The following is an 18,626-nucleotide window of genomic DNA, read 5'->3' on the forward strand; positions in this document are numbered from 1 at the left end:
CACCATGAACAATCCCCTGGACCAGCACCGGGAAAGGGAGCACGGACGGGCCCGGCGCGTCCCGTCCGCCTCCCGCCCCCGGACCGTTGCGCACGCCTGCGCCCTGCTCGCCGGCCTCCTCGCCACCAGCCTCCTCGGCGGTCAAGCCGCCACTCCCGCCCGGGCCGCCGCCCCCCAGCACGGCCGGAAGCTGTTCGACAAGGCATATGGCATCGCCGAGGCCTGGACGGTGCCCAAGGGCGTCACGGCGGTCACCATCTCGGTCTGGGGCGGTGGCGGCGCGGGTGGCAGTGGGGCCGGCGGCGGTGGGGGCGGTGGCGGTGGCGGCGGCGGAAAGCCGGGAACCACGTCCGGCGGAGGCGGCGGCGGAGGAGGTGCCGGCGGTGGGGGCGGCGGGGGCGGCGGTGGCGGCAGCGCGGGCGGCTTCATCAAGTGCCACCTCGACGGGCTGAAGGGCGGCAGGAAACTGTACGTCCGGCCGGGATACGGCCGCTTCAGTGGTCGGGAAGGGACGGGTGGCAGTGCCGGCGGGCCGGGGAGGGGAGGCGGCAGTACCTTCGGCGGCGGCACCAACGGGAGCAGCGGTGGCGCCGGCGGCGACGGCCGGGCCCCCTCCGACGTCGTGGACATCTTCACGTCCTTGGTGCGGGACGGGAACCGGCACGTGCTCGCCTCCGCACCGGCAGGGGCGGACGGCGGGCCGGGCAAGGGCGGTGTCCGCGGGGGAGGCGGTGAGGGCGGCTACAACGGTGAGTACAGCAACGGCTCCCCCGGCAAGGGCGGCAGTGAGACGGTCGGCGGGCTGGGAGGGGCCGGCGGCCGGTTCCAGGCGGAGGAGGGGTTCGTCTGCAAGACCCCCCAGGGGAAGACCGCCCTTCCCGTCGAGGTCGTGGACGGCGGGAGCGGAAGCGGCGGAAGGGCCGGGGGCCGGGGCACTTTCGGTGGTAACGGCAAGGACGGCGGCTATGGAGGGTCGGCGTTCTCCGGTGGTTCGAGCGGTGCCGGGGGCGGCGGCGGGGGCGGCGCACACGGTCGGCGCTACGGCAGCGGGGGGCACGGCGGCAGTGGCGGCCGCGGAGGCCACGGAGGGAGCGGGGGCGATGGCGGCAGCGGCCAGTCCAAGCACAATCAGGACGTCGAGGACGGCAACGCGGGCTCTCCGGGCCAGGCTGGCACCCAAGGCAAAGACGGCCATGACGGCGCCGTTCTCATCGAATGGTGACCGGTCTTATGGTGACCGGCTTCCCCGGAGCGGACCGGTGACTACCAGCCCGTCCGGCGTTTGAGGACAACCGCGCGGAGCGCGGTTTCGGGGGTGCGGGGGCTTGCCGCCGCGGGAAACGGTGAAAGGGAGGGGCCGGGGCACCAGCCCGCCGCAGGCGCTACCCCAGCGCCCGCAGCCCCGGCACGAAGGTGACGAGCACCGGCACGAACGGCACGAGCGCCGCCGTGGCGGTCAGCCGAAGCCGGTGAGCCGGGCTCAGCCGAGGCCCCGGTGCCAGTAGCCGGTCCACCCGGCGGGGCACCTGGGCGGTGTGGGCCGAGCAGGGGTCGAACACCCCCCGGTCCTCGTTGAGTTCGACGAGGGCGAGCGCCGTCGTCAGGCGCCCGAACCGGCGCGACGCGACGTCGTCCGCGGCCAGTTCCACCAGGTGGTGGACCCGGTCGCGGAAGGCGGCGAAGACGGGTACCTGGGGGAAGCCGTTGGCGAGCGCGGAGGAGCAGTGGAGCAGCCAGTCGTGGCGGGCCCGGACGTGGCCCTGCTCATGGGCGAGGAGCGCGTCGAGCTGGGAGTCGTCGAGCCGGCGGAGCGCGCCGGTGGTGATGACCAGCTGCGGGGCGGGACCGCCGCGCAGCAGCCACGCGTCGGGCCGGTCGGACTCCAGCAGCACCAGCCGCTCGCCGCCCGGCTCCTCGCCGGGCAGGCGCGGCGAGCGGACGAGGAGGTCGGCTCGGCGCCGTCGGCGCCGGGCGCGGGCGCCGCGGATCTCGCGGGTGAGCATGGCGGCCGTCCAGACCGCCCCGCAGGCGAGCACGACGGCCATGGGCGCGGCCAGCGAGCCGTAGCCGCCCAGGGCGTACGCCTCGACGACACCGCTCGGCGCGGGGGCGAACACATTGCCGCGCACGGCCTCCCAGGCCGCCGCGGCGCTCAGGGCCATGGCGAGCGCGCAGCACAGCAGGACGGCGGCCACCACGCACTGCCACACCCACAGGGCCAGCACCGGCTCGCGGTCGGGCCAGTCCGCGCGGGCGAGGAAACGGGGGGCGAGCGAGGCGAGCAGCGCGCCGAGGGCCAACAGCGCGAGCGGGACGAGCATGGGTGTGCCTTCCCTCGGATTCGTCCACGGCGGCGTGGAGTCCTGTGGGTCCAGTGCTGGAGCAGAACAGTAGTGGACCTACACGTCCGCGTGCAGTGGCAGGACCTACGCCTTTTGGCCGAGGGCTTGATCCGGACGTCCCGAGCGTCCCGTGGATCACTCACATCGTCAGCAGCATCGCCAACATCCCTATTCCCATGGAAACCCGGCAGACGCCGGTCAGTTCCAGCCGGGCGCGCGCCAACGGCGGCGCGGTCATCCCCGGCGACGTGCCGGGCGGAGCCGCCCTCGCCGCCGGTACTGGGACGATCGCGGCGAGCGTCCGCACCACGTACACCGCGAAGTAGACCAGGAGCAGCCCCGTCAACAGCGGTGTGCCGGCGGGAGGATGGCCGTCGCCATGGCCGCCGCCGTGATCGCCCGCCGGAGCCCCCGCCATGGCGAGCGCCATGTACACCATCGCGAACGCCCCTGCCGCGTGGTGCAGTCGGTGGGCGTCGGCTCCGCGCCGGGCCGCCACCAGCGCGTGCACCCCCGCCGCGGCGAACAGCGCCGCGAACGCCACCGCCCCCCACGGCCGGCCCGTCGGCGCCGACACCGGGGCCGCCATGGCCGCCATGCCCAGCCCCATCACCGCGTCGCCCCGGGCGGCCCGGCGCTCCCCCGCCGCGCCGGACCGGGCCCGGTGCAGGCAGTACACGCCCGCCGTGGTGCCCACGACCACCAGCAGCCACCCGACCAGCGGTGGTCCGTGCACCCCACACCTCCCCGACGTGCGCTCCCCCTGGGCAGAATGCCCGCGCCGAGGGGGTCGTACGGGAGCGCACGGGCGCAGGGTGGGGGCGCGGGGGGTATCGGCGCGCCCCCGGGCCGGAAGGCCGGGTCGGCCGAACTCCGGTGCGGTGGGCGTCAGATGCCCGGCCGGTACCGCAGCGGATGCCCCTCCGGCACCTCCACCACCGCGATGCGCACCCCGTCGGGATCGGCGATCCACATCTCGATCAGTCCCCAGGGCATCCGCTCCGGCGGCCGCAGGATCCGCACGCCGCGCTCCCGGAGTTCGTCGTGCGCCGCCGCGACGTCGGCGACCTGGAGCCACAGCTCCAGCCCCGGCGCCGGCGGCGCCTCCGCGCGGCCGGAGAGCTCCAGGAAGCCGCCGCCCAGGAAGTAGACGGTGCCGCGCTCCTCGCCCGTGCCGAACTCCCGGTAGACCGCGAGGCCCAGCGCTCCGCCGTAGAACGCCCGCGAGCGCTCCGGATCGGTCGGCCTCAGCAACACCCTGCCGCTCAGTACGTGCACCATGCCGTCCGACTGTACGCACCGGCCTTGCGGTTAGTCTCGGGAGTGATCGCACCGGAACCAGGAAAGGACCCCCGGAACGCCATGGAGACCATGGAGACCGCCCGCCCCGGCCAGGACCGGCCGGTGATCCGCGCCGCGACCGCGGCCGACGCCCCCGCGCTCGTCCCCCTGATCGAGTCCGCCTACCGCGGTGACGCCAGCCGTGCGGGCTGGACCACGGAGGCGGACCTCCTGGACGGCCAGCGCACCGACGAGGAGGGCGTCACGGCCGTGCTGACCGCCGAGGGCAGCCGGGTGCTGCTGGCCGAGCACCCCGAGGGTCCCGAGCATCCTGAAGGCGCCGAGAACCCCGCGGGCCCCATCGCCTGCTGCCACATCGAACACCGCGGTGATCACGCCTACTTCGGCATGTTCGCGGTCCTGCCGGCCCTCCAGGGCGCGGGGCTCGGCAGGGTGATGCTCGCCGAGGCCGAGCGGGTGGCGCGGGCGGAGTGGGGGGTCCGCGAGATGCACATGACGGTGATCCGGCAGCGCGAGGAGCTGATCGCCTGGTACGAGCGGCGGGGCTACCGGCGGACCGGGAAGATGGTCCCCTTCCCGTACGGCGACGAGCGCTTCGGCATACCGCGCCGCGCGGACCTGGAGTTCGAGCTGCTGGTGAAGGAACTTCCGTAGCACGCCTTCCGTGACGGACGGCTGCCGGACGCGGACGCTCCGCATCCGGCGGCTCTCGCATGTCTCTCGCTTTCGGCAGCCTCCGACAGGAAAAACGACGGCGGCCCCCCGGGGGCCGCAGGATAATTTGCAGCAGCACCCCTTGAGGAGGAGAACCACGCATGGATACGGTGTCTTAACGCCAGGTTCTCCAGGGAAGGGGTTGTCATGACGGAAATTCTCGCGTCGAGGGCGATAGCCGCCGACGAATCGTCCGAGGCGTCCGTGGAGAGCGTCACCGGGCACCCCGCCTGGTCACAGCTCAAGGACGCCGTCGAGACGATCAGGCCGTGGCAGTCCGCCGACGGCTCGATCGACCTGGAAGCCGACGGCGCCCCGCCGGGCGAGCTCGTACGGGCCGAGGTCGAGCGCGTCGTCGCCGCCGTCGAGCAGCTCTCCCCGCTCCTCCCGCACGACGCCGAGTACCACGCCGCCCTCGTCTCCGACCTGCGGAAATGGGCGGACGCCGGCTTCGCCGTGCCGGACTTCCTGGACGCGCTGCTCGCCTTCCGCCCCGCCGAGCGGCGCGTCGACGGCCGGCAGCACCTGGTCGTCTTCCCCATGTACACCCAGAACGGCAACCCGGACCGCAACCTGGAGGCCGTCGTCCTGCGCCTGGTGTGGCCCGAGTGGCTCTCGGAGCTGGAGCGCACCCGCTACGACAACCCCCTCTTCCTCGGCATCACCTTCGAGGACTTCACGGCGGGCTACGACACCAACTCCGCGGTCCTCTTCCCGGAGACCATCGCCGTCCGCGAGGCCCCCGACCGCTTCACCTGGGGCGGCATCTTCTGCGACCGCGAGGCCGCCCGCTTCCGCCGGGTGACCGAGGCGGCCGTGGACATCCTCGGCCTGGAGCTCCCGGACGACATCGCCGCCATGCTGGACGACCAGGAGCGCTGCCAGCAGGCGTTCGTCCTCTGGGACATGATCCACGACCGGACGCACAGCCACGGCGACCTGCCGTTCGACCCCTTCATGATCAAGCAGCGGCAGCCGTTCTGGATGTACGGCCTGGAGGAGCTGCGCTGCGACCTCACCGCCTTCAAGGAGGCCGTGAAGCTGGAGGCCGACGGCTACGCCCAGGGCCGCGACGTGCAGTACGCCGTGCTCTTCGACCGGATGTTCCGCTTCCCGGTCACCGGCGAGCGCGTCCGCAACTACGACGGCCTCGGCGGCCAGCTCCTCTTCGCCTACCTGCACCGGAACGACGTCGTACGCTGGACGGACAACACCCTCCACATCGACTGGGACCGCGCTTCCCGGGTCACGAACCAGCTGTGCGGCGAGATCGAGAAGCTCTACCGCGACGGCATCGACCGCCCCAAGCTCGTCCACTGGCTCGCCGCCTACGAGCTCGTCTCCACGTACCTGGCCCCGCACCCCGGCTCCACCTGGGCCAAGGGCCCCGACGCCCTGGACCTCAGCCTGCCGCCGCGCAAGCTCGTGGACGACGTGCTTCCGGACGAGTTCCCGCTCAGCATGTTCTACGAGGCCCTTGCCAAGAAGCTGCGTACCGTGATCGCCTCGACCAAGGGGATCACCGCGGCGAGCGTGGCGAAGGTGGCCGCGTGAGCACCGGGAACAGCGCGGGGACCACGGAGAACAGCGCGGGGAACCTCGCGGGGAACGAGGAGGCGAAGACCATGAGCACTCCGACCAACGGCGACGGCCGGCTGGACGGCGCCGTCGTGGCGGTGGCGGGAGCGGCCGGCCCGGCCGGCCGCGCGGCCCTGCTGCGGCTGGCCGAGGCGGGGGCGACGGTCGTCGCCGCCGACGCGGACGCGGCCCGCCTCGCCGAGGCGGTGGACGCGGCCCGCTACGCCCACGGCGGCGCCACCGTCATCGGCGACACCGTCGACCTCCTCGACCTGGACGCCACCCGCGCCTGGGCCGACCGCACGGAGAAGGAGTTCGGGCGCGTCGACGGCCTGGTCCACCTGGTGGGCGGCTGGCGCGGCTCGGCCACCTTCGCCGAGACCGACCCCGCCGACTGGGAGCTGCTGGAGAAGCTGCTCATCCGTACGGTCCAGCACACCTCGCTGGCCTTCGAGGGTGCCCTCAGCCGCAGCGGCAACGGCCGGTATGTGCTGGTCAGCGCGGCCGGGGCGAGCAAGCCCACCGCGGGCAACGCCGCGTACGCCGCCGCCAAGTCCGCCGCCGAGGCGTGGACGCTCGCCCTCGGGGACGCGTTCCGCAAGGCGGGCGGGGACGACGGACCGGCGGCCGCCGCCACCATCGTGATCATCAAGGCCCTGGTGCACGACGCCATGCGTGCCGAGCGCCCCAACGCCAAGTTCGCGGGCTTCACCGACGTCAAGGACCTCGCCGAGGCCATCGTCGGCGTCTGGGAGAAGCCCGCCTCGGAAGTGAACGGAACCCGTCTGTGGCTGACGCCCCACACGTGAGCGACCCGCACGTGAGCGAGACCGACGCGATACGCCGGCACGACCCCCGGGTCCGCGGCTTCGCCAGTGACAACTACGCCGGCGCGCACCCGGAGGTCCTCGCGGCCCTCGCCCTCGCCAACGGCGGCCACCAGATCGCGTACGGGGAGGACCGGTACACCGAGCACCTCCAAGAGGTGTTCCGCTCCCACTTCGGGCCCACCGCCGAGGCGTTCCCCGTCTTCAACGGCACGGGCGCCAACGTCGTCGCCCTCCAGGCGGTGACGGAGCGGTGGGGCGCGGTGATCTGCGCCGCCTCGGCCCACATCAACGTCGACGAGTGCGGCGCGCCCGAGCGCGTCGGCGGGCTGAAGCTGCTCACCGTGCCCTCCCCGCACGGCAAGCTCACGCCCGAGCTGATCGACCGCGAGGCGTGGGGCTGGGACGACGAGCACCGCGCGCAGCCGCAGGTCGTCTCGATCGCCCAGACCACCGAACTCGGGACCTGCTACACCCCCGAGGAGATCCGGGAGATCTGCGACCACGCCCACGAGCGGGGCATGAAGGTCCACCTGGACGGCTCGCGCGCCGCCAACGCCGCGGCCACGCTGGGCGTTCCGCTGCGCGCCTTCACCACGGACGCCGGCGTCGACCTGCTCTCCTTCGGCGGCACCAAGAACGGCCTGCTGTTCGGCGAGTGCGTCGTCGTGCTGAATCCGGGCGCGGTCAAGGCGATGAAGCACCTGCGCAAGCTGTCGATGCAGCTCGCCTCCAAGATGCGCTTCGTCTCGGTGCAGTTCGAGGCGCTGCTGGCCGGCGACCTCTGGCTGCGGAGCGCGTCGCACGCCAACGCGATGGCCGCCCGCCTCGCCGAGGGCGTCCGGGCCGTCGACGGCGTCGAGGTGCTGCACCCCGTCGAGTCGAACGCGGTCTTCGCGCGCCTGCCGCGCGAGGTGAGCGAGCGGCTGCGGAAGCGGTACCGCTTCTACTTCTGGGACGAGGCGGCGGGCGACGTCCGCTGGATGTGCGCCTTCGACACCACGGAGGACGACGTGGACGCGTTCGTCGCGCTCGTCAAGGAGGAGATGGCACGGGGGTGACCCCCGGCCGCTCCCGCGCATGACGGAGGCCCCGCACCGAAGGCCCGGAGGGCCGGTGCGGGGCCTCCGCCGTTCTCACTCCCCGGCGGCGGACGGCCGGTAGCGGCCCAGCGGGATCACGACGGGTGCCCCGGCCTCCTCGTCGTGGCGGACCCGGGCGCGGACCCCGAACACGTCCTCCACCAGTTCCTCGGTGAGCACCTCGGCCGGGGTGCCCAGGGCGGCCACCCGGCCCTCCTTCATGGCCACCAGCCGGTCCGCGTAGCGGGCGGCGAGGGACAGGTCGTGGAGCACCACGACGACCGTGCGGCCCGTCGTCCGGTGCAGGTCGCGGACCAGGTCCAGGACCTCGATCTGGTGCGCCAGGTCGAGGTGGTTGGTCGGCTCGTCGAGCAGCAGCAGCTCCGTCCGCTGGGCCAGGGCCATCGCGATCCAGGCACGCTGCCGCTGGCCGCCGGACAGCTCGTCCAGCGTCCGCTCCGCCAGGTCGTAGGTGCCGGTGGCGCGCAGCGCCTCCTCGACGGCGGCCTCGTCGTCCGAGGACCAGCGCCGGTACCAGGTCTGGTGCGGATGCCGGCCGCGGGCCACCAGGTCGGCGACGCTCAGCCCCTCCGGTGCCACCGGCGACTGCGGGAGCAGCCCGACCAGCCCGGCGACCTCGCGCGTCGGGACGCGGTGGATCGGCCGGCCGTCCAGCAGCACGCTCCCGGACGCGGGCTTCATCAGCCGGCCGAAGGCCCGCAGCAGCGTGGACTTGCCGCAGCCGTTGGGGCCGACGACGGCCGTGACCGTGCCCTCGGGGATGTCGAGGTCGAGGTCGCGGACGACCGGCCGGTCGCCGTACGCGAGCGTCAGGCCCTCGGCGCGCAGCCGTACCGCCGGGCCGGCGGCGGCCGTTGTGGGTGGGCCGGACGGGGTGCGGGTGGTCTCGGTCATGACGTGCGGGCCCTTCCGCTCCGGATCAGCAGGTACAGCAGGTAGGGGGCGCCCAGCGCGGCGGTGAGGACGCCCACCGGGAGTTCCACGCTCCCGAACGCGGTGCGGCCGAGGACGTCCGCCCAGACGGTCACGGCCGCTCCGGTCAGCGCGGAGGCGAGCAGCGGCGGCGTGCCCGTGCGCAGCAGCCGCAGGGCGAGCTGCGGGCAGGCCAGGGCCACGAAGGCGACGGGCCCGGTGGCGGCGGTCGCCCCGGCCGTGAGCAGGACGGCCGTCAGCAGCAGGGCGACCCGGGTGGGGGTCATCCGGACGCCGAGGCCGCGCGCGGTGTCGTCGTCGAAGGCGAGCGCGCCGAAGGGGAAGGAGAGCAGCAGGGCCACGGGCAGCAGGACGGCGAGCGTCCACAGGGTGGGCCGCAGGGTGTCCCAGGAGGCGCCGTTGAGGCTGCCGTTGAGCCACAGCAGGGCCCGTCCGGCGTCCACGATGTCCGCCTTGAGCAGCAGCCAGGACAGGGCGCTGGTCAGTACGGCGTCGATGCCGACGCCCACCAGCAGCACCCGGTGTCCGGTCAGGCCGCGGCGGACGGCGAGCAGGTAGACGGCGGCCGCCGCGAGGACGCCGCCCGCCATGGCGGCGGCGGGCATGCCCACGCTCGCCATGGTTCCGCCGACGCCGCCGTAGGAGCCGCCGAAGACGATGACGGCCACGGCGCCCACGCCCGAACCGGCCGTGACGCCCAGGATGTCGGGGCTGGCCAGCGGGTTGCGGGCGAGGCCCTGCAGGATGGCGCCGGCCAGGGCCAGTGAGGCGCCGGCCAGGGCGCCGGTGACCGCGCGCGGCAGCCGCAGCTCCGTCACCACCATGCGGTCGGCCTCGTCGCCGCCGCCGAACAGCACCCCGGCCACCCGGTCCACCGGGATGGCGATGTCGCCCCGGCCGCAGTCCACCAGGACCGCGAGGAAGAGGGCGGCGAGGATCAGCAGGGGCACCAGCACCGTGCGGGGCCGCCACACCGCCGAGACCGGGCCGGCGCGCAGCGGGGTCCGGCCGGGGACGGCCGGTGTGGGTACCGTGTCCGGGGCGCTCATGTCCCCACCGCCTTCCGGCCGCGCACGAGGTGGATGAAGACGGGCGCGCCGACGAGCGCCAGCATGATGCCCACCTGGAGCTCCCCGGGCCGGGCGACCAGCCGGCCGAGCACGTCGGCGGAGAGCATGAGGACGGCGCCGACGAGGGCCGCCTGGACGATGATCCAGCGGTAGTCGGGGCCGGAGAGGCGCCGGGCGACGTGGGTGCCGACCAGGCCGACGAAGCCGATCGGGCCGCACACGGCGACCGCCGCGCCGGTCAGCAGGGTGATCGCCGCCATGCCGGTGGCCCGGGTCAGCCCGATCCGTACGCCGAGCATGCGGGCCACGTCCTCGCCCAGGGAGAGGGCGTTGAGCCCCGAGGCGTTCAGGGCGGCGAGCAGCAGGCCGGCCGCGACGAACGGCAGTGCCTCCACGGTCAGTTCGAGGGGCCGGCCGCTGACCGAGCCGACGGTCCAGAAGCGGTAGGTCTCCAGGGCCTGCCGGTCGAGGAGCACCATCCCGGCGGTGAGCGCGGTGAACAGCGCGTGCGTGGCGGCTCCGGCGAGGGCGAGGGTGACGGGAGTGGCGCCGCCGCGGGCGAGGGTCCCCGCCGCGTACACCGAGGCACCGGCGAGCGCGGCCCCGAGGAAGCCGAACCACACGTACCCGTACAGGCTCGTGACGCCCAGGACGAAGAGGGACGAGACGACGCCCATGCCCGCACCCGCGCTGATGCCCAGCACCACCGGGTCGGCGATCGGGTTGCGGGTGTGGCCCTGCATCAGGGCGCCGGCGGCTCCCAGGGCGAGGCCGGCGACCAGCGCGGTCACGGTGCGCGGCAGGCGCAACGAACGGACGATCACGTCACCTTCGGTGCCGGAGGAGTGCCACAGCCCGTGCCAGACCTGGGCGGGCGTGAGCGGTTCGGCGCCCAGTCCGAGGCTCAGCAGGACGGCGACGGCGAGTGCCGCCACGAGGGCGCAGGTCCACCAACGCCGTTGCGCCGCCTTGCCGGACGCGACCTGATGTAGTCCCCCTCGTTTTCCGGGCGGCGCGGGTGGCGCTTCTGTCACATTCCCCTCCACGGCGAATTTCGGCCATTTAGGCGAGCCTATCCTTAGAGGCACACCAGGCCGAACGCAGTGCCGAACAAGAAGCGCTGAACAGAGAAGTGCCGAACAGAGAAGGGACACCCGTCCGATGAGAGCCCGTTGGCTCAGCCGTTTCACCCGTACCGTGGGAGCCGTCGCGGTCGCCGCGGGCCTGCTCGTCACCACCGCCTGCGGCGGTTCCGACAAGGACGACGACAAGGGCGGCACCGACACCGCCGCCTCGGCCGGCGCGTTTCCGCGCACCGTCGAACACGCCATGGGGAAGACCGAGCTGAAGAAGGCCCCGCGCCGCGTCGTCGCGCTCGACATGACCTTCGTCGACGCCACGCTCGCCCTGGGCGGCGACGTCGTGGGCTACACGACCTTCTCCGCGCCCGACGAGAAGCTGCCCGGCTACTTCGGCAAGGACGCCGCCGCCCACGCGGGCGACGCCAAGCCCGTGGGCACGCTGGAGGAGCCCAGCCTGGAGAAGATCATGGCGCTCAAGCCGGATCTGATCCTGTCCGCCAAGGTCCGCCACGAGAAGCTGTACAAGCAGCTCTCGCGCATCGCGCCCACCGTCTTCACCCAGGACACCGGCGCCACGTGGAAGGACAACCTCAGGCTGGTGGGCAAGGCGCTCGGCCAGGAGAAGCGGGCGGACGAGCGGCTCGCCGCCTACGAGAAGCGCGCCAAGGCCATCGGCGACGCGGTCCGCAAGAAGCGGGGGAGCAACCCGTCGGTCTCCGTCGTCCGGTTCGTGGACGGGCCGACGCGCCTGTACAAGGAGGACACCTACATCGGCGGCGTGGTCAAGGACCTCGGCTTCGGCAAGCCCGCGGACGCCAAGGGCACCGGCTTCAACGCCGACATCTCCGAGGAGCAGATCAAGAAGGTCGACGCCGACGACATCTTCGTGACCGCCTACCCCGACCCCAAGGGCGCGGCGGTGAAGAGCAAGGAGAAGTTCCAGGCCAACCCGCTGTGGAAGCGGCTCGGCGGGAAGGTCCACGAGGTCGACGACACGACGTGGATGATGGCCGTCGGCGTCTACGGGGCCGACGCGGTCCTCGACGACGTCGCCCGGACGTACGGGGTGGACGCCGCGCGGGCCTGACGGCTCGTCAGCCGGGCGTTCCCCGCGGGAGGAGCGCCCGGCGGCGGCCGGGGCGGGGCGTCAGACGTCCGTACGGCGCGGGCAGGTGCCGCAGAGCCGGTCGGGGGTGACGGTGTACCAGAGGCAGCAGTTGACCCGGGTGCGCGTGTGGTCCGTGCCGGCCCCCGCCGCGGCCCCCGCGTCGCCGCCGCAGGGGCGGAAGCCCGCGGCGCCCACGTAGGGCGGCGTACCCCCCGGCAGCAGCGCGTCGGCCGCGCGCGCCGCCCGGCCCTCGTCGCCGGTGGCCCGGCCCACGTACCAGACGCTCTCCGCCAGTTCGTCGGTCGCCAGGCCCCAGACCGCGCGCGGGCCCCTGCGCAGCAGCGGACGGAACGCCTCCAGCACCGGGGCGAGATGCCGGGCCACCGCCTCGCGCAGCGCCGCGGCCAGCCGTTCCTCGTCCGAGACGACCCGGACCCCGGGCCGCCCGGCCGCCGGGTCGTCCGGCAGGCAGAGGAGTGCCGAGGGGAGGACGGACAGCGTCGCCGCCGCCGGGTCGCAGCCGATGCCGCCCGGCGTGAACAGGGGCACCCGCCGTTCCAGGAACCAGGGGCCGCTCATGGCCACGGCGGCGTGGAAGGCGTACAGGTGCAGCGCGTCCATGGCGGCGACGTCGGGCCGGGGATCGCGGCCGCCGGCGTCCCGCATCCGGGCGCCGGCCAGCTCGCGGAGGTGTTCGCGCGCGGCGGGGTCCCGTACGAGCCGGTCCGCGGTCAGGCCGTCGACGGGGCCGGCGGGGGCGACCCGCAGCCGGAGCAGCGGTCCGAGGGCGTCGGCCAGTCCGGCGTAGGTCTCCTCGTGGAGGCCCCGCGGGTCGTGTGTGTCCGGTACTGCGCGCTGAGGAGCGGTCGCGGTCGTCAAGGGCACCCCTCACCGGACGGATCGGCACGGCTCACCCCAGGGGCAGGCCCCTGAAAGGTAAGCCTTACCTTAGCAAGTCCGTGATCGTCGGCAAGCCCGGCGTCCGACGACAAGCCCTCCCGCCGTCAGACGCCTTCCAGCGCCGCCACCTGCGCCGGCGTCGGCGCCGTCCCGCCCAGGTGCGCCGGCACCCACCACGTGTCGTCCGGCCCCTTCGGCCGCACCGGGTACGCCCGCTGCGCCGCCTCCAGCAGTTCCTGCACCCGGGCCCGCAGCCGCTCGGTGACCTTCTCCGCCGGCTCGTCCGGGGCCGCCTCGACGGGTGCCCCCACCCGGATCGCCACCGGTATATGGCTGCGCCCCAGGTTCCGCTTGCGTCCCTTGGTCCACAGGCGCTGGGTGCCCCACAGGGCCATCGGCAGCAGCGGAACACCGGCCTCCTGCGCCAGCCGCGCCGCACCCGACTTGAAGTTCTTCAACGTGAACGAGGGGGAGATCGTCGCCTCCGGGAACACCCCGACGATCTCCCCCGAGCGCAGCGCCGACAGCGCGTGCTTGTAGGCGTCGAGCCCCGCCGAGCGGTCGACGGGGATGTGCTTCATCGCCCGCATCAGCGGCCCCGACACCTTGTGCCGGAAGACCGCCTCCTTCGCCATGAAGCGCACCAGCCGCTTCGCCGGGCGGGCGGCGAGCCCGCAGAAGACGAAGTCGAGGTAGCCGATGTGGTTGCTCACCAGCACGGCCCCGCCGCGCTGTGGCACGTGCTCGGTGCCCTGGACGTCGAGGCGCAGGTCGGCGGCCTTGAACAGGGTGCGGGCGACGCCGATCACCGGGGGGTACACGAGCTCTGCCATATCGGTCATGTCCTTCGGGGGCCTGGGGAGGATGCTCCCGCTGAAGTTACGCAGCCGTAGGGTGGCGGCTTCCGGCAGATCGTGCCCGAATGTCCGGCCCGCAAGCCAGCCGGGGGCGGTTCTCGGCCGGGAGATCCTCATCACGTCGCCCGATTTGCCGGATTGGGCGGAGAGGTGGCGAGGATTCCGGCGGGAATTCCTCCCTCGCGGGCGGTGCTGGACGGAGGGACGGAACGCCGCCGCGGGGCGACGGCGTCGAAGGGGACGACGCGGGTATCCGGACCCGCGCCAGGTGTGAGACGGAAGGACGAACGTGCGGGAACGGAAAGAGGCCGGCGCGCCGCGGCTGGACGCCGCCGCGCTCGGCGCGGAGCTGGGCGAGCGGGCCACCCTCGTGCAGTTCTCCAGCGCGTTCTGCCAGCCCTGCCGGGCCACCCGGCGGGTCCTCGCCGACGTCGCGGGCATGGTCGAGGGTGTCGCCCACGTCGAGATCGACGCCGAGGCGCGGCTCGGGCTCGTCAGATCCCTGGACGTCACCGCGACGCCGACCGTCCTCGTCCTCGACGCCGCCGGCCGCGTCGTGCGCCGCGCCGAGGGCGAACCGCGCAGGGCGCACGTCATCGCGGCGCTCGGGGCGGCCGTGGAATCCGTCTGACGCGCGTCGGCGCCGCCCCTCCGTGGATGATCGTGATCCGAGTCCCATCCGCCCGGCGGCCCTTGACGCCGCTCGCCGCGCCTCGCCAAGGTGACGCCATGTGGCCTGGACTTCTCTCGCAGTTAGACACGTACGTGGACGTACCGGTGGCAGCCGGCGCGCGCTGTCCGAGCCCGTGAGTATCCGCGACCGCACCACTCCGGCTCGATCAGCTCGACTTGTTCGACATGAAGGGGACAGCCCATGTCGGTCTCGCCCGACCTCAGCACCCTCCGCGCCGCCGGCCCCGAGCTGCTGCGCTCGGTCTTCCGCCGGCACGCCGCCGGCGTGGCCGTGATCACCGCACAGGGCGACCGCCCCGTCGGATTCACCGCGACGTCCCTCACCTCCGTGGCCGCCGAGCCCCCGATCGTCTCGTTCGGCGTCGGCACCGGCTCGTCCAGCTGGCCCGTCCTGGCCGAGGCCGAGCACGTCGGCGTGCACATACTCGGCGAGCACCAGCGGGAGCTGGCCGCCGTCTTCGCCCGCAGCGGCGCCGACCGCTTCGCCGCGCCCACCCGGTGGCGCGCCGGGCCGGAGGAGGTGCCCCTTCTGGAGGGCGTGCTGGCGTGGCTGGTGTGCCGGGTGGTGGCCCGGGTGCCCGCCGGTGACCACTGCCTCGTCCTCGCCGAGGCGGTGACGGGCGAGGCCGCCGGAACGGGCCGTCCCCTGCTCTACCACCAGGGACGCTTCAACGGTTTGCGGGACTGAGACGTCCCTGCCCCGCGCGTTGGGCACATCACAGGTCAACGGCCTTGCGCTCGGGTAATACGCTCGATGTACTGACGAGTAACATTCCGGTGCGGGCATCACCAGCCCCGCCCGGGGTCCGCCCCCCGAGGCGCCTATGCTGCCTGCCAAGGCAGCTTTGAAGAGACGATGCAGTAGGAGAGCCGGCGTGAGCTTGAGGATCGTTGTCTGTGTGAAGTACGTGCCCGACGCCACCGGCGACCGGCACTTCGCCGAGGACCTGACCGTCGACCGCGACGACGTGGACGGCCTGCTCTCGGAGCTCGACGAGTACGCGGTCGAGCAGGCGCTGCAGATCGCCGACGAGGCCGATGACGCGGAGATCACCGTGCTCACCGTCGGCCCCGAGGACGCCAAGGACGCGCTGCGCAAGGCGCTGTCCATGGGGGCGCACAAGGCCGTCCACGTCGAGGACGACGACCTGCACGGCACCGACGTCATGGGCACCTCGCTGGTGCTCGCCAAGGCCGTCGAGCACGTCGGCTACGACCTGGTGGTCTGCGGCATGGCCTCCACCGACGGCGGCATGGGCGTCCTCCCGGCCCTCCTCGCCGAGCGCCTGGGCGTCCCGCAGGTCTCCCTGCTCTCCCAGGTCGCGGTCGAGGACGGCAAGGTGACCGGCCGCCGCGACGGCGACGCCGCCACCGAGCAGCTGGAGGCCGCCCTCCCGGCCGTCGTCTCCGTCACCGACCAGTCGGGCGAGGCGCGTTACCCCTCCTTCAAGGGCATCATGGCCGCGAAGAAGAAGCCGGTGGAGTCGCTGGACCTGTCCGACCTGGGCATCGAGGCGGACGAGGTCGGCCTCGACGGCGCCTGGACCACGGTCGACAGCGCCGCCGAGCGCCCGGCCCGCACGGCCGGCACGATCGTCAAGGACGAGGGCGAGGGCGGCAAGCAGCTCGCCGAGTTCCTCGCGGGCCAGAAGTTCGTCTGAGCGGGCCACCAGCCCGTCCGAGCCCGGAACCCCGCAACCGCCCTCACACTTCCCGCAGGAGAGCAACGCCATGGCTGAAGTCCTCGTCTACGTAGACCACGTGGACGGCGCCGTCCGCAAGCCCACCCTCGAACTGCTCACCCTCGCCCGCCGCATCGGCGAGCCCGTCGCCGTCCACCTCGGCGCCGGTGCCGACGAGGCCGCGAAGGTGCTCGGCGAGCACGGCGCCGTCAAGGTGCTGACCGCCGACGCCGCCGAGTTCGCCGACTACCTGGTCGTCCCCAAGGTGGACGCCCTCCAGGCCGCGTACGAGGCCGTCAACCCGGCCGCCGTGCTCGTCCCGTCCTCCGCCGAGGGCAAGGAGATCGCGGCCCGCCTCGCGCTCCGCGTCGGCGGCGGCCTCATCACCGACGCCGTCGACCTGGAGGCCGGCGACGAGGGCCCGGTGGCCACGCAGTCCGTCTTCGCGGCCTCGTACTCCACCAAGTCCCGCGTCACCAAGGGCACCCCGGTCATCACCGTCAAGCCCAACTCCGCCGCTCCCGAGGCCGCCCCGGCCGCGGGCACGGTCGAGCGGCTCTCCGTCACCTTCGGCGAGCTGGCCACCGGCACCAAGGTCGTCTCCCGCACCCCGCGCGAGTCGACCGGCCGCCCCGAGCTGACCGAGGCCGCGATCGTGGTCTCCGGCGGCCGCGGCGTCAACGGCGCCGAGAACTTCCCGCTGATCGAGGCCCTGGCGGACTCGCTCGGCGGCGCCGTCGGCGCCTCCCGCGCCGCGGTGGACGCCGGCTGGTACCCGCACACCAACCAGGTCGGCCAGACCGGCAAGTCGGTCTCCCCGCAGCTCTACATCGCGGCGGGCATCTCCGGTGCCATCCAGCACCGGGCCGGCATGCAGACCTCGAAGACGATCGTCGCCATCAACAAGGACGAGGAGGCGCCGATCTTCGAGCTGGTCGACTACGGCGTCGTCGGCGACCTCTTCGAGGTCGTCCCGCAGCTGACGGACGAGATCAAGGCCCGCAAGGGCTGATCCCCCCGGGGTTCGTGACAGGGCTCCCGCGCGCGGCGGCGTGCGGGGGCCCGTCGCGTTTCCCGGGGTGTTGACCGCCGGACGGGGACACGGCTAGCTTCAACGAACTGTTGAACTCCCTGCGTTCCGAAGGACGGTGGCCCGGTGCACCGGAGCGTGACGACGACCTTCGACAGCACGCTGACGGACCGGCTCACGGCCCGGCTCGCCGGCGTGGACGCGGACCTCGCGCGCCGCTACCCCGGCGACCCGGGCACCCGGCAGCCCGTGCACACGGTCTACGTCCCGGCGGACGCCTTCGCGGCGGACACGGTCCGTACCTGGGGCGAACGCGCGCTGGCGGCCCTCGACGCGCACGCGCCGGACGCGGAGGCGCTGGCGGAAGCGCTCGGCGTACCGGACGCCACCGCCGTCCACGACCGCGTCCGGGCCAAGCTGGCCCGGGAGCCGGTGGAGGACCTGCGCGTCGACTTCGAGGACGGCTACGGCCGCCGCTCCGACGCCGAGGAGGACGAAGCGGCGGCGCGGGCGGCCGAGTTGACGGCCGCGTCGGTCGCGGACGGCAGCGCGCCGCCGTTCACCGGCATCCGCGCCAAGTCCATGGAGGCGGCGGTACGGGACCGGGGCGTCCGCACCCTCGACGTCTTCCTCACGGGCCTCATGGCGAGGGGAGGGCTGCCCGCCGGGCTCGTCCTCACCCTCCCCAAGGTCAGCCACGCCGAGCAGGTCACGGCGATGGCGGAGGTGGCGGGGGAGTTCGAGAAAGCGCACGGCCTGGAGGCGGGCCGGATCCGCTTCGAGGTCCAGATCGAGACCACCCAGGCCGTCCTGGGCCCGGACGGCCGGGCGACGGTCGCGCGGCTGCTGGACGCGGGGGAGGGCCGGGTGAGCGCCCTGCACTACGGCACCTTCGACTACAGCGCCGCCTGCGGGATCGCCCCCGCCCACCAGGCCCCCGACCACCCGGCCGCCGACCACGCCAAGGCCGTCATGCAGGTCGCGGTGGCGGGCACGGGCGTCCGCCTCTCCGACGGCTCGACGAACGTCCTCCCGGTGGGCCCGCGCGAGCGGGTGCACGCGGCCTGGCGCCACCACCACGCCCTGGTCCGGCGGGCGTTGGCCCGTGCCTACCACCAGGGCTGGGACATGCACCCCGCCCACCTGCCGACGCGGTACGCGGCGGTGTACGGCTTCTACCGCGAGGGCCTGGAGACGGCGGCGGCCCGGCTGGCCGCGTACGCGCGCGGCGGGACGGCCGACGGCGGTGCCGTCCTGGACGAACCCGCCACGGCCCGCTCCCTCGCCGGCCACCTCCTCCGCGCGGTCGACTGCGGCGCGGCCGACCCGGCGGAGATCGCCCGGCTGACGGGCCTCACCCGCCCGGAACTCGACGCCCTGGCGGGCCGCGCGGAGTGACCTCCCG

General features: G+C 73.9%; 19 protein-coding genes. 11 read left to right on the plus strand and 8 right to left on the minus strand.

From position 1 onward, the window contains the following. The first annotated feature begins 4 nt into the window (after positions 1-4). The gene (locus K7I03_RS29755; protein ID WP_185940818.1) at positions 5-1,222 is read left to right on the plus strand and encodes a hypothetical protein; all 1,218 of its coding nucleotides are present in this window, start codon (positions 5-7) and stop codon (positions 1,220-1,222) included. Positions 1,223-1,382: 160 nt separating this feature from the next. Here the strand turns inward: K7I03_RS29755 and K7I03_RS29760 are convergent, their stop codons facing one another. From K7I03_RS29760 to K7I03_RS29770, 3 genes are all read right to left on the minus strand, one after another. Beyond that, positions 1,383-2,321, minus strand: coding sequence for a M56 family metallopeptidase (locus K7I03_RS29760; RefSeq protein ID WP_185940819.1), 939 nt, complete (start codon positions 2,319-2,321; stop codon positions 1,383-1,385). A 160-nt stretch (positions 2,322-2,481) separates the two neighbouring features. Next, positions 2,482-3,078 carry a DUF5134 domain-containing protein gene (locus tag K7I03_RS29765; protein ID WP_185940820.1) on the minus strand — a complete coding sequence of 199 codons (597 nt, stop codon included), beginning with the start codon at positions 3,076-3,078 and terminating at the stop codon, positions 2,482-2,484. Positions 3,079-3,230: 152 nt separating this feature from the next. Next, positions 3,231-3,623, minus strand: coding sequence for a VOC family protein (locus K7I03_RS29770; RefSeq protein ID WP_185940821.1), 393 nt, complete (start codon positions 3,621-3,623; stop codon positions 3,231-3,233). 90 nt (positions 3,624-3,713) lie between these two features. On the opposite strand from K7I03_RS29770, the gene K7I03_RS29775 reads away from it, so the two are divergent. The 4 genes from K7I03_RS29775 to K7I03_RS29790 all read left to right on the plus strand — a co-directional run bounded on the left by K7I03_RS29775 (position 3,714) and on the right by K7I03_RS29790 (position 7,824). Further along, positions 3,714-4,298 (plus strand): GNAT family N-acetyltransferase, encoded by a 585-nt coding sequence (locus K7I03_RS29775; protein ID WP_185941046.1) that lies wholly within the window; start codon positions 3,714-3,716, stop codon positions 4,296-4,298. Between the two features lie 207 nt (positions 4,299-4,505). Next, positions 4,506-5,912, plus strand: coding sequence for a DUF6421 family protein (locus K7I03_RS29780; RefSeq protein ID WP_185940822.1), 1,407 nt, complete (start codon positions 4,506-4,508; stop codon positions 5,910-5,912). 71 nt (positions 5,913-5,983) lie between these two features. Next, positions 5,984-6,745: an SDR family NAD(P)-dependent oxidoreductase gene (locus K7I03_RS29785; protein ID WP_185941047.1), complete on the plus strand. Its 762-nt coding sequence runs from the start codon at positions 5,984-5,986 to the stop codon at positions 6,743-6,745. Then, a complete protein-coding gene (locus tag K7I03_RS29790) occupies positions 6,742-7,824 on the plus strand; it encodes a threonine aldolase family protein (RefSeq protein ID WP_185940823.1) in 1,083 nt (360 codons plus the stop codon). The genes K7I03_RS29785 and K7I03_RS29790 overlap by 4 nt, the downstream gene beginning before the upstream one ends. Positions 7,825-7,899: 75 nt before the next feature. Here K7I03_RS29790 and K7I03_RS29795 read toward each other — a convergent pair whose 3' ends face one another. Genes K7I03_RS29795 through K7I03_RS29805 form a run of 3 tightly spaced genes read right to left on the minus strand, consistent with a single transcriptional unit; the run spans position 7,900 to position 10,903 of the window. Beyond that, positions 7,900-8,760 carry an ABC transporter ATP-binding protein gene (locus tag K7I03_RS29795; protein WP_185940824.1) on the minus strand — a complete coding sequence of 287 codons (861 nt, stop codon included), beginning with the start codon at positions 8,758-8,760 and terminating at the stop codon, positions 7,900-7,902. Next, the gene (locus K7I03_RS29800; protein WP_185940825.1) at positions 8,757-9,848 is read right to left on the minus strand and encodes a FecCD family ABC transporter permease; all 1,092 of its coding nucleotides are present in this window, start codon (positions 9,846-9,848) and stop codon (positions 8,757-8,759) included. The genes K7I03_RS29795 and K7I03_RS29800 overlap by 4 nt, the downstream gene beginning before the upstream one ends. Next, the gene (locus K7I03_RS29805; RefSeq protein ID WP_185940826.1) at positions 9,845-10,903 is read right to left on the minus strand and encodes a FecCD family ABC transporter permease; all 1,059 of its coding nucleotides are present in this window, start codon (positions 10,901-10,903) and stop codon (positions 9,845-9,847) included. The genes K7I03_RS29800 and K7I03_RS29805 overlap by 4 nt, the downstream gene beginning before the upstream one ends. 127 nt (positions 10,904-11,030) lie before the next feature. Here K7I03_RS29805 and K7I03_RS29810 point away from each other — a divergent pair, with 127 nt between their 5' ends. Beyond that, the gene (locus tag K7I03_RS29810) at positions 11,031-12,038 is read left to right on the plus strand and encodes an ABC transporter substrate-binding protein (protein WP_185940827.1); all 1,008 of its coding nucleotides are present in this window, start codon (positions 11,031-11,033) and stop codon (positions 12,036-12,038) included. Positions 12,039-12,098: 60 nt separating this feature from the next. Here K7I03_RS29810 and K7I03_RS29815 read toward each other — a convergent pair whose 3' ends face one another. Beyond that, positions 12,099-12,938 carry a (2Fe-2S)-binding protein gene (locus K7I03_RS29815; RefSeq protein WP_185940828.1) on the minus strand — a complete coding sequence of 280 codons (840 nt, stop codon included), beginning with the start codon at positions 12,936-12,938 and terminating at the stop codon, positions 12,099-12,101. Positions 12,939-13,063: 125 nt separating this feature from the next. Next, complete coding sequence (locus tag K7I03_RS29820; RefSeq protein ID WP_185940829.1) at positions 13,064-13,792, minus strand: lysophospholipid acyltransferase family protein; 729 nt, start codon at positions 13,790-13,792, stop codon at positions 13,064-13,066. 313 nt (positions 13,793-14,105) lie between these two features. Here K7I03_RS29820 and K7I03_RS29825 point away from each other — a divergent pair, with 313 nt between their 5' ends. The 5 genes from K7I03_RS29825 (at position 14,106) to K7I03_RS29845 (ending at position 18,619) form a co-directional block, all read left to right on the plus strand. Further along, complete coding sequence (locus K7I03_RS29825; protein WP_185940830.1) at positions 14,106-14,447, plus strand: TlpA family protein disulfide reductase; 342 nt, start codon at positions 14,106-14,108, stop codon at positions 14,445-14,447. Positions 14,448-14,690: 243 nt separating this feature from the next. Further along, positions 14,691-15,197, plus strand: a complete 507-nt coding sequence (locus K7I03_RS29830; protein WP_185940831.1) for a flavin reductase family protein — start codon at positions 14,691-14,693, stop codon at positions 15,195-15,197. Between the two features lie 187 nt (positions 15,198-15,384). Then, on the plus strand, positions 15,385-16,170 hold the full coding sequence (locus K7I03_RS29835) for an electron transfer flavoprotein subunit beta/FixA family protein (protein ID WP_185940832.1): 786 nt from the start codon (positions 15,385-15,387) through the stop codon (positions 16,168-16,170). A 70-nt stretch (positions 16,171-16,240) separates the two neighbouring features. Next, positions 16,241-17,203, plus strand: a complete 963-nt coding sequence (locus tag K7I03_RS29840; protein WP_185940833.1) for an electron transfer flavoprotein subunit alpha/FixB family protein — start codon at positions 16,241-16,243, stop codon at positions 17,201-17,203. 144 nt (positions 17,204-17,347) lie between these two features. Further along, complete coding sequence (locus K7I03_RS29845) at positions 17,348-18,619, plus strand: DUF6986 family protein (protein ID WP_185940834.1); 1,272 nt, start codon at positions 17,348-17,350, stop codon at positions 18,617-18,619. Positions 18,620-18,626 lie beyond the last annotated feature (7 nt).

Source organism: Streptomyces mobaraensis (assembly GCF_020099395.1).
Classification (GTDB): Bacteria; Actinomycetota; Actinomycetes; order Streptomycetales; family Streptomycetaceae; genus Streptomyces.

Coding starts and splice junctions, on each gene's coding strand:
- K7I03_RS29755 (WP_185940818.1), top strand. CDS start 5: ATGAACAATCCCCTGGACCAGCACCGGGAAAGGGAGCACGGACGGGCC.
- K7I03_RS29760 (WP_185940819.1), bottom strand. CDS start 2,321: ATGCTCGTCCCGCTCGCGCTGTTGGCCCTCGGCGCGCTGCTCGCCTCG.
- K7I03_RS29770 (WP_185940821.1), bottom strand. CDS start 3,623: ATGGTGCACGTACTGAGCGGCAGGGTGTTGCTGAGGCCGACCGATCCG.
- K7I03_RS29775 (WP_185941046.1), top strand. CDS start 3,714: ATGGAGACCGCCCGCCCCGGCCAGGACCGGCCGGTGATCCGCGCCGCG.
- K7I03_RS29780 (WP_185940822.1), top strand. CDS start 4,506: ATGACGGAAATTCTCGCGTCGAGGGCGATAGCCGCCGACGAATCGTCC.
- K7I03_RS29785 (WP_185941047.1), top strand. CDS start 5,984: ATGAGCACTCCGACCAACGGCGACGGCCGGCTGGACGGCGCCGTCGTG.
- K7I03_RS29795 (WP_185940824.1), bottom strand. CDS start 8,760: ATGACCGAGACCACCCGCACCCCGTCCGGCCCACCCACAACGGCCGCC.
- K7I03_RS29800 (WP_185940825.1), bottom strand. CDS start 9,848: ATGAGCGCCCCGGACACGGTACCCACACCGGCCGTCCCCGGCCGGACC.
- K7I03_RS29810 (WP_185940827.1), top strand. CDS start 11,031: ATGAGAGCCCGTTGGCTCAGCCGTTTCACCCGTACCGTGGGAGCCGTC.
- K7I03_RS29820 (WP_185940829.1), bottom strand. CDS start 13,792: ATGGCAGAGCTCGTGTACCCCCCGGTGATCGGCGTCGCCCGCACCCTG.
- K7I03_RS29830 (WP_185940831.1), top strand. CDS start 14,691: ATGTCGGTCTCGCCCGACCTCAGCACCCTCCGCGCCGCCGGCCCCGAG.
- K7I03_RS29840 (WP_185940833.1), top strand. CDS start 16,241: ATGGCTGAAGTCCTCGTCTACGTAGACCACGTGGACGGCGCCGTCCGC.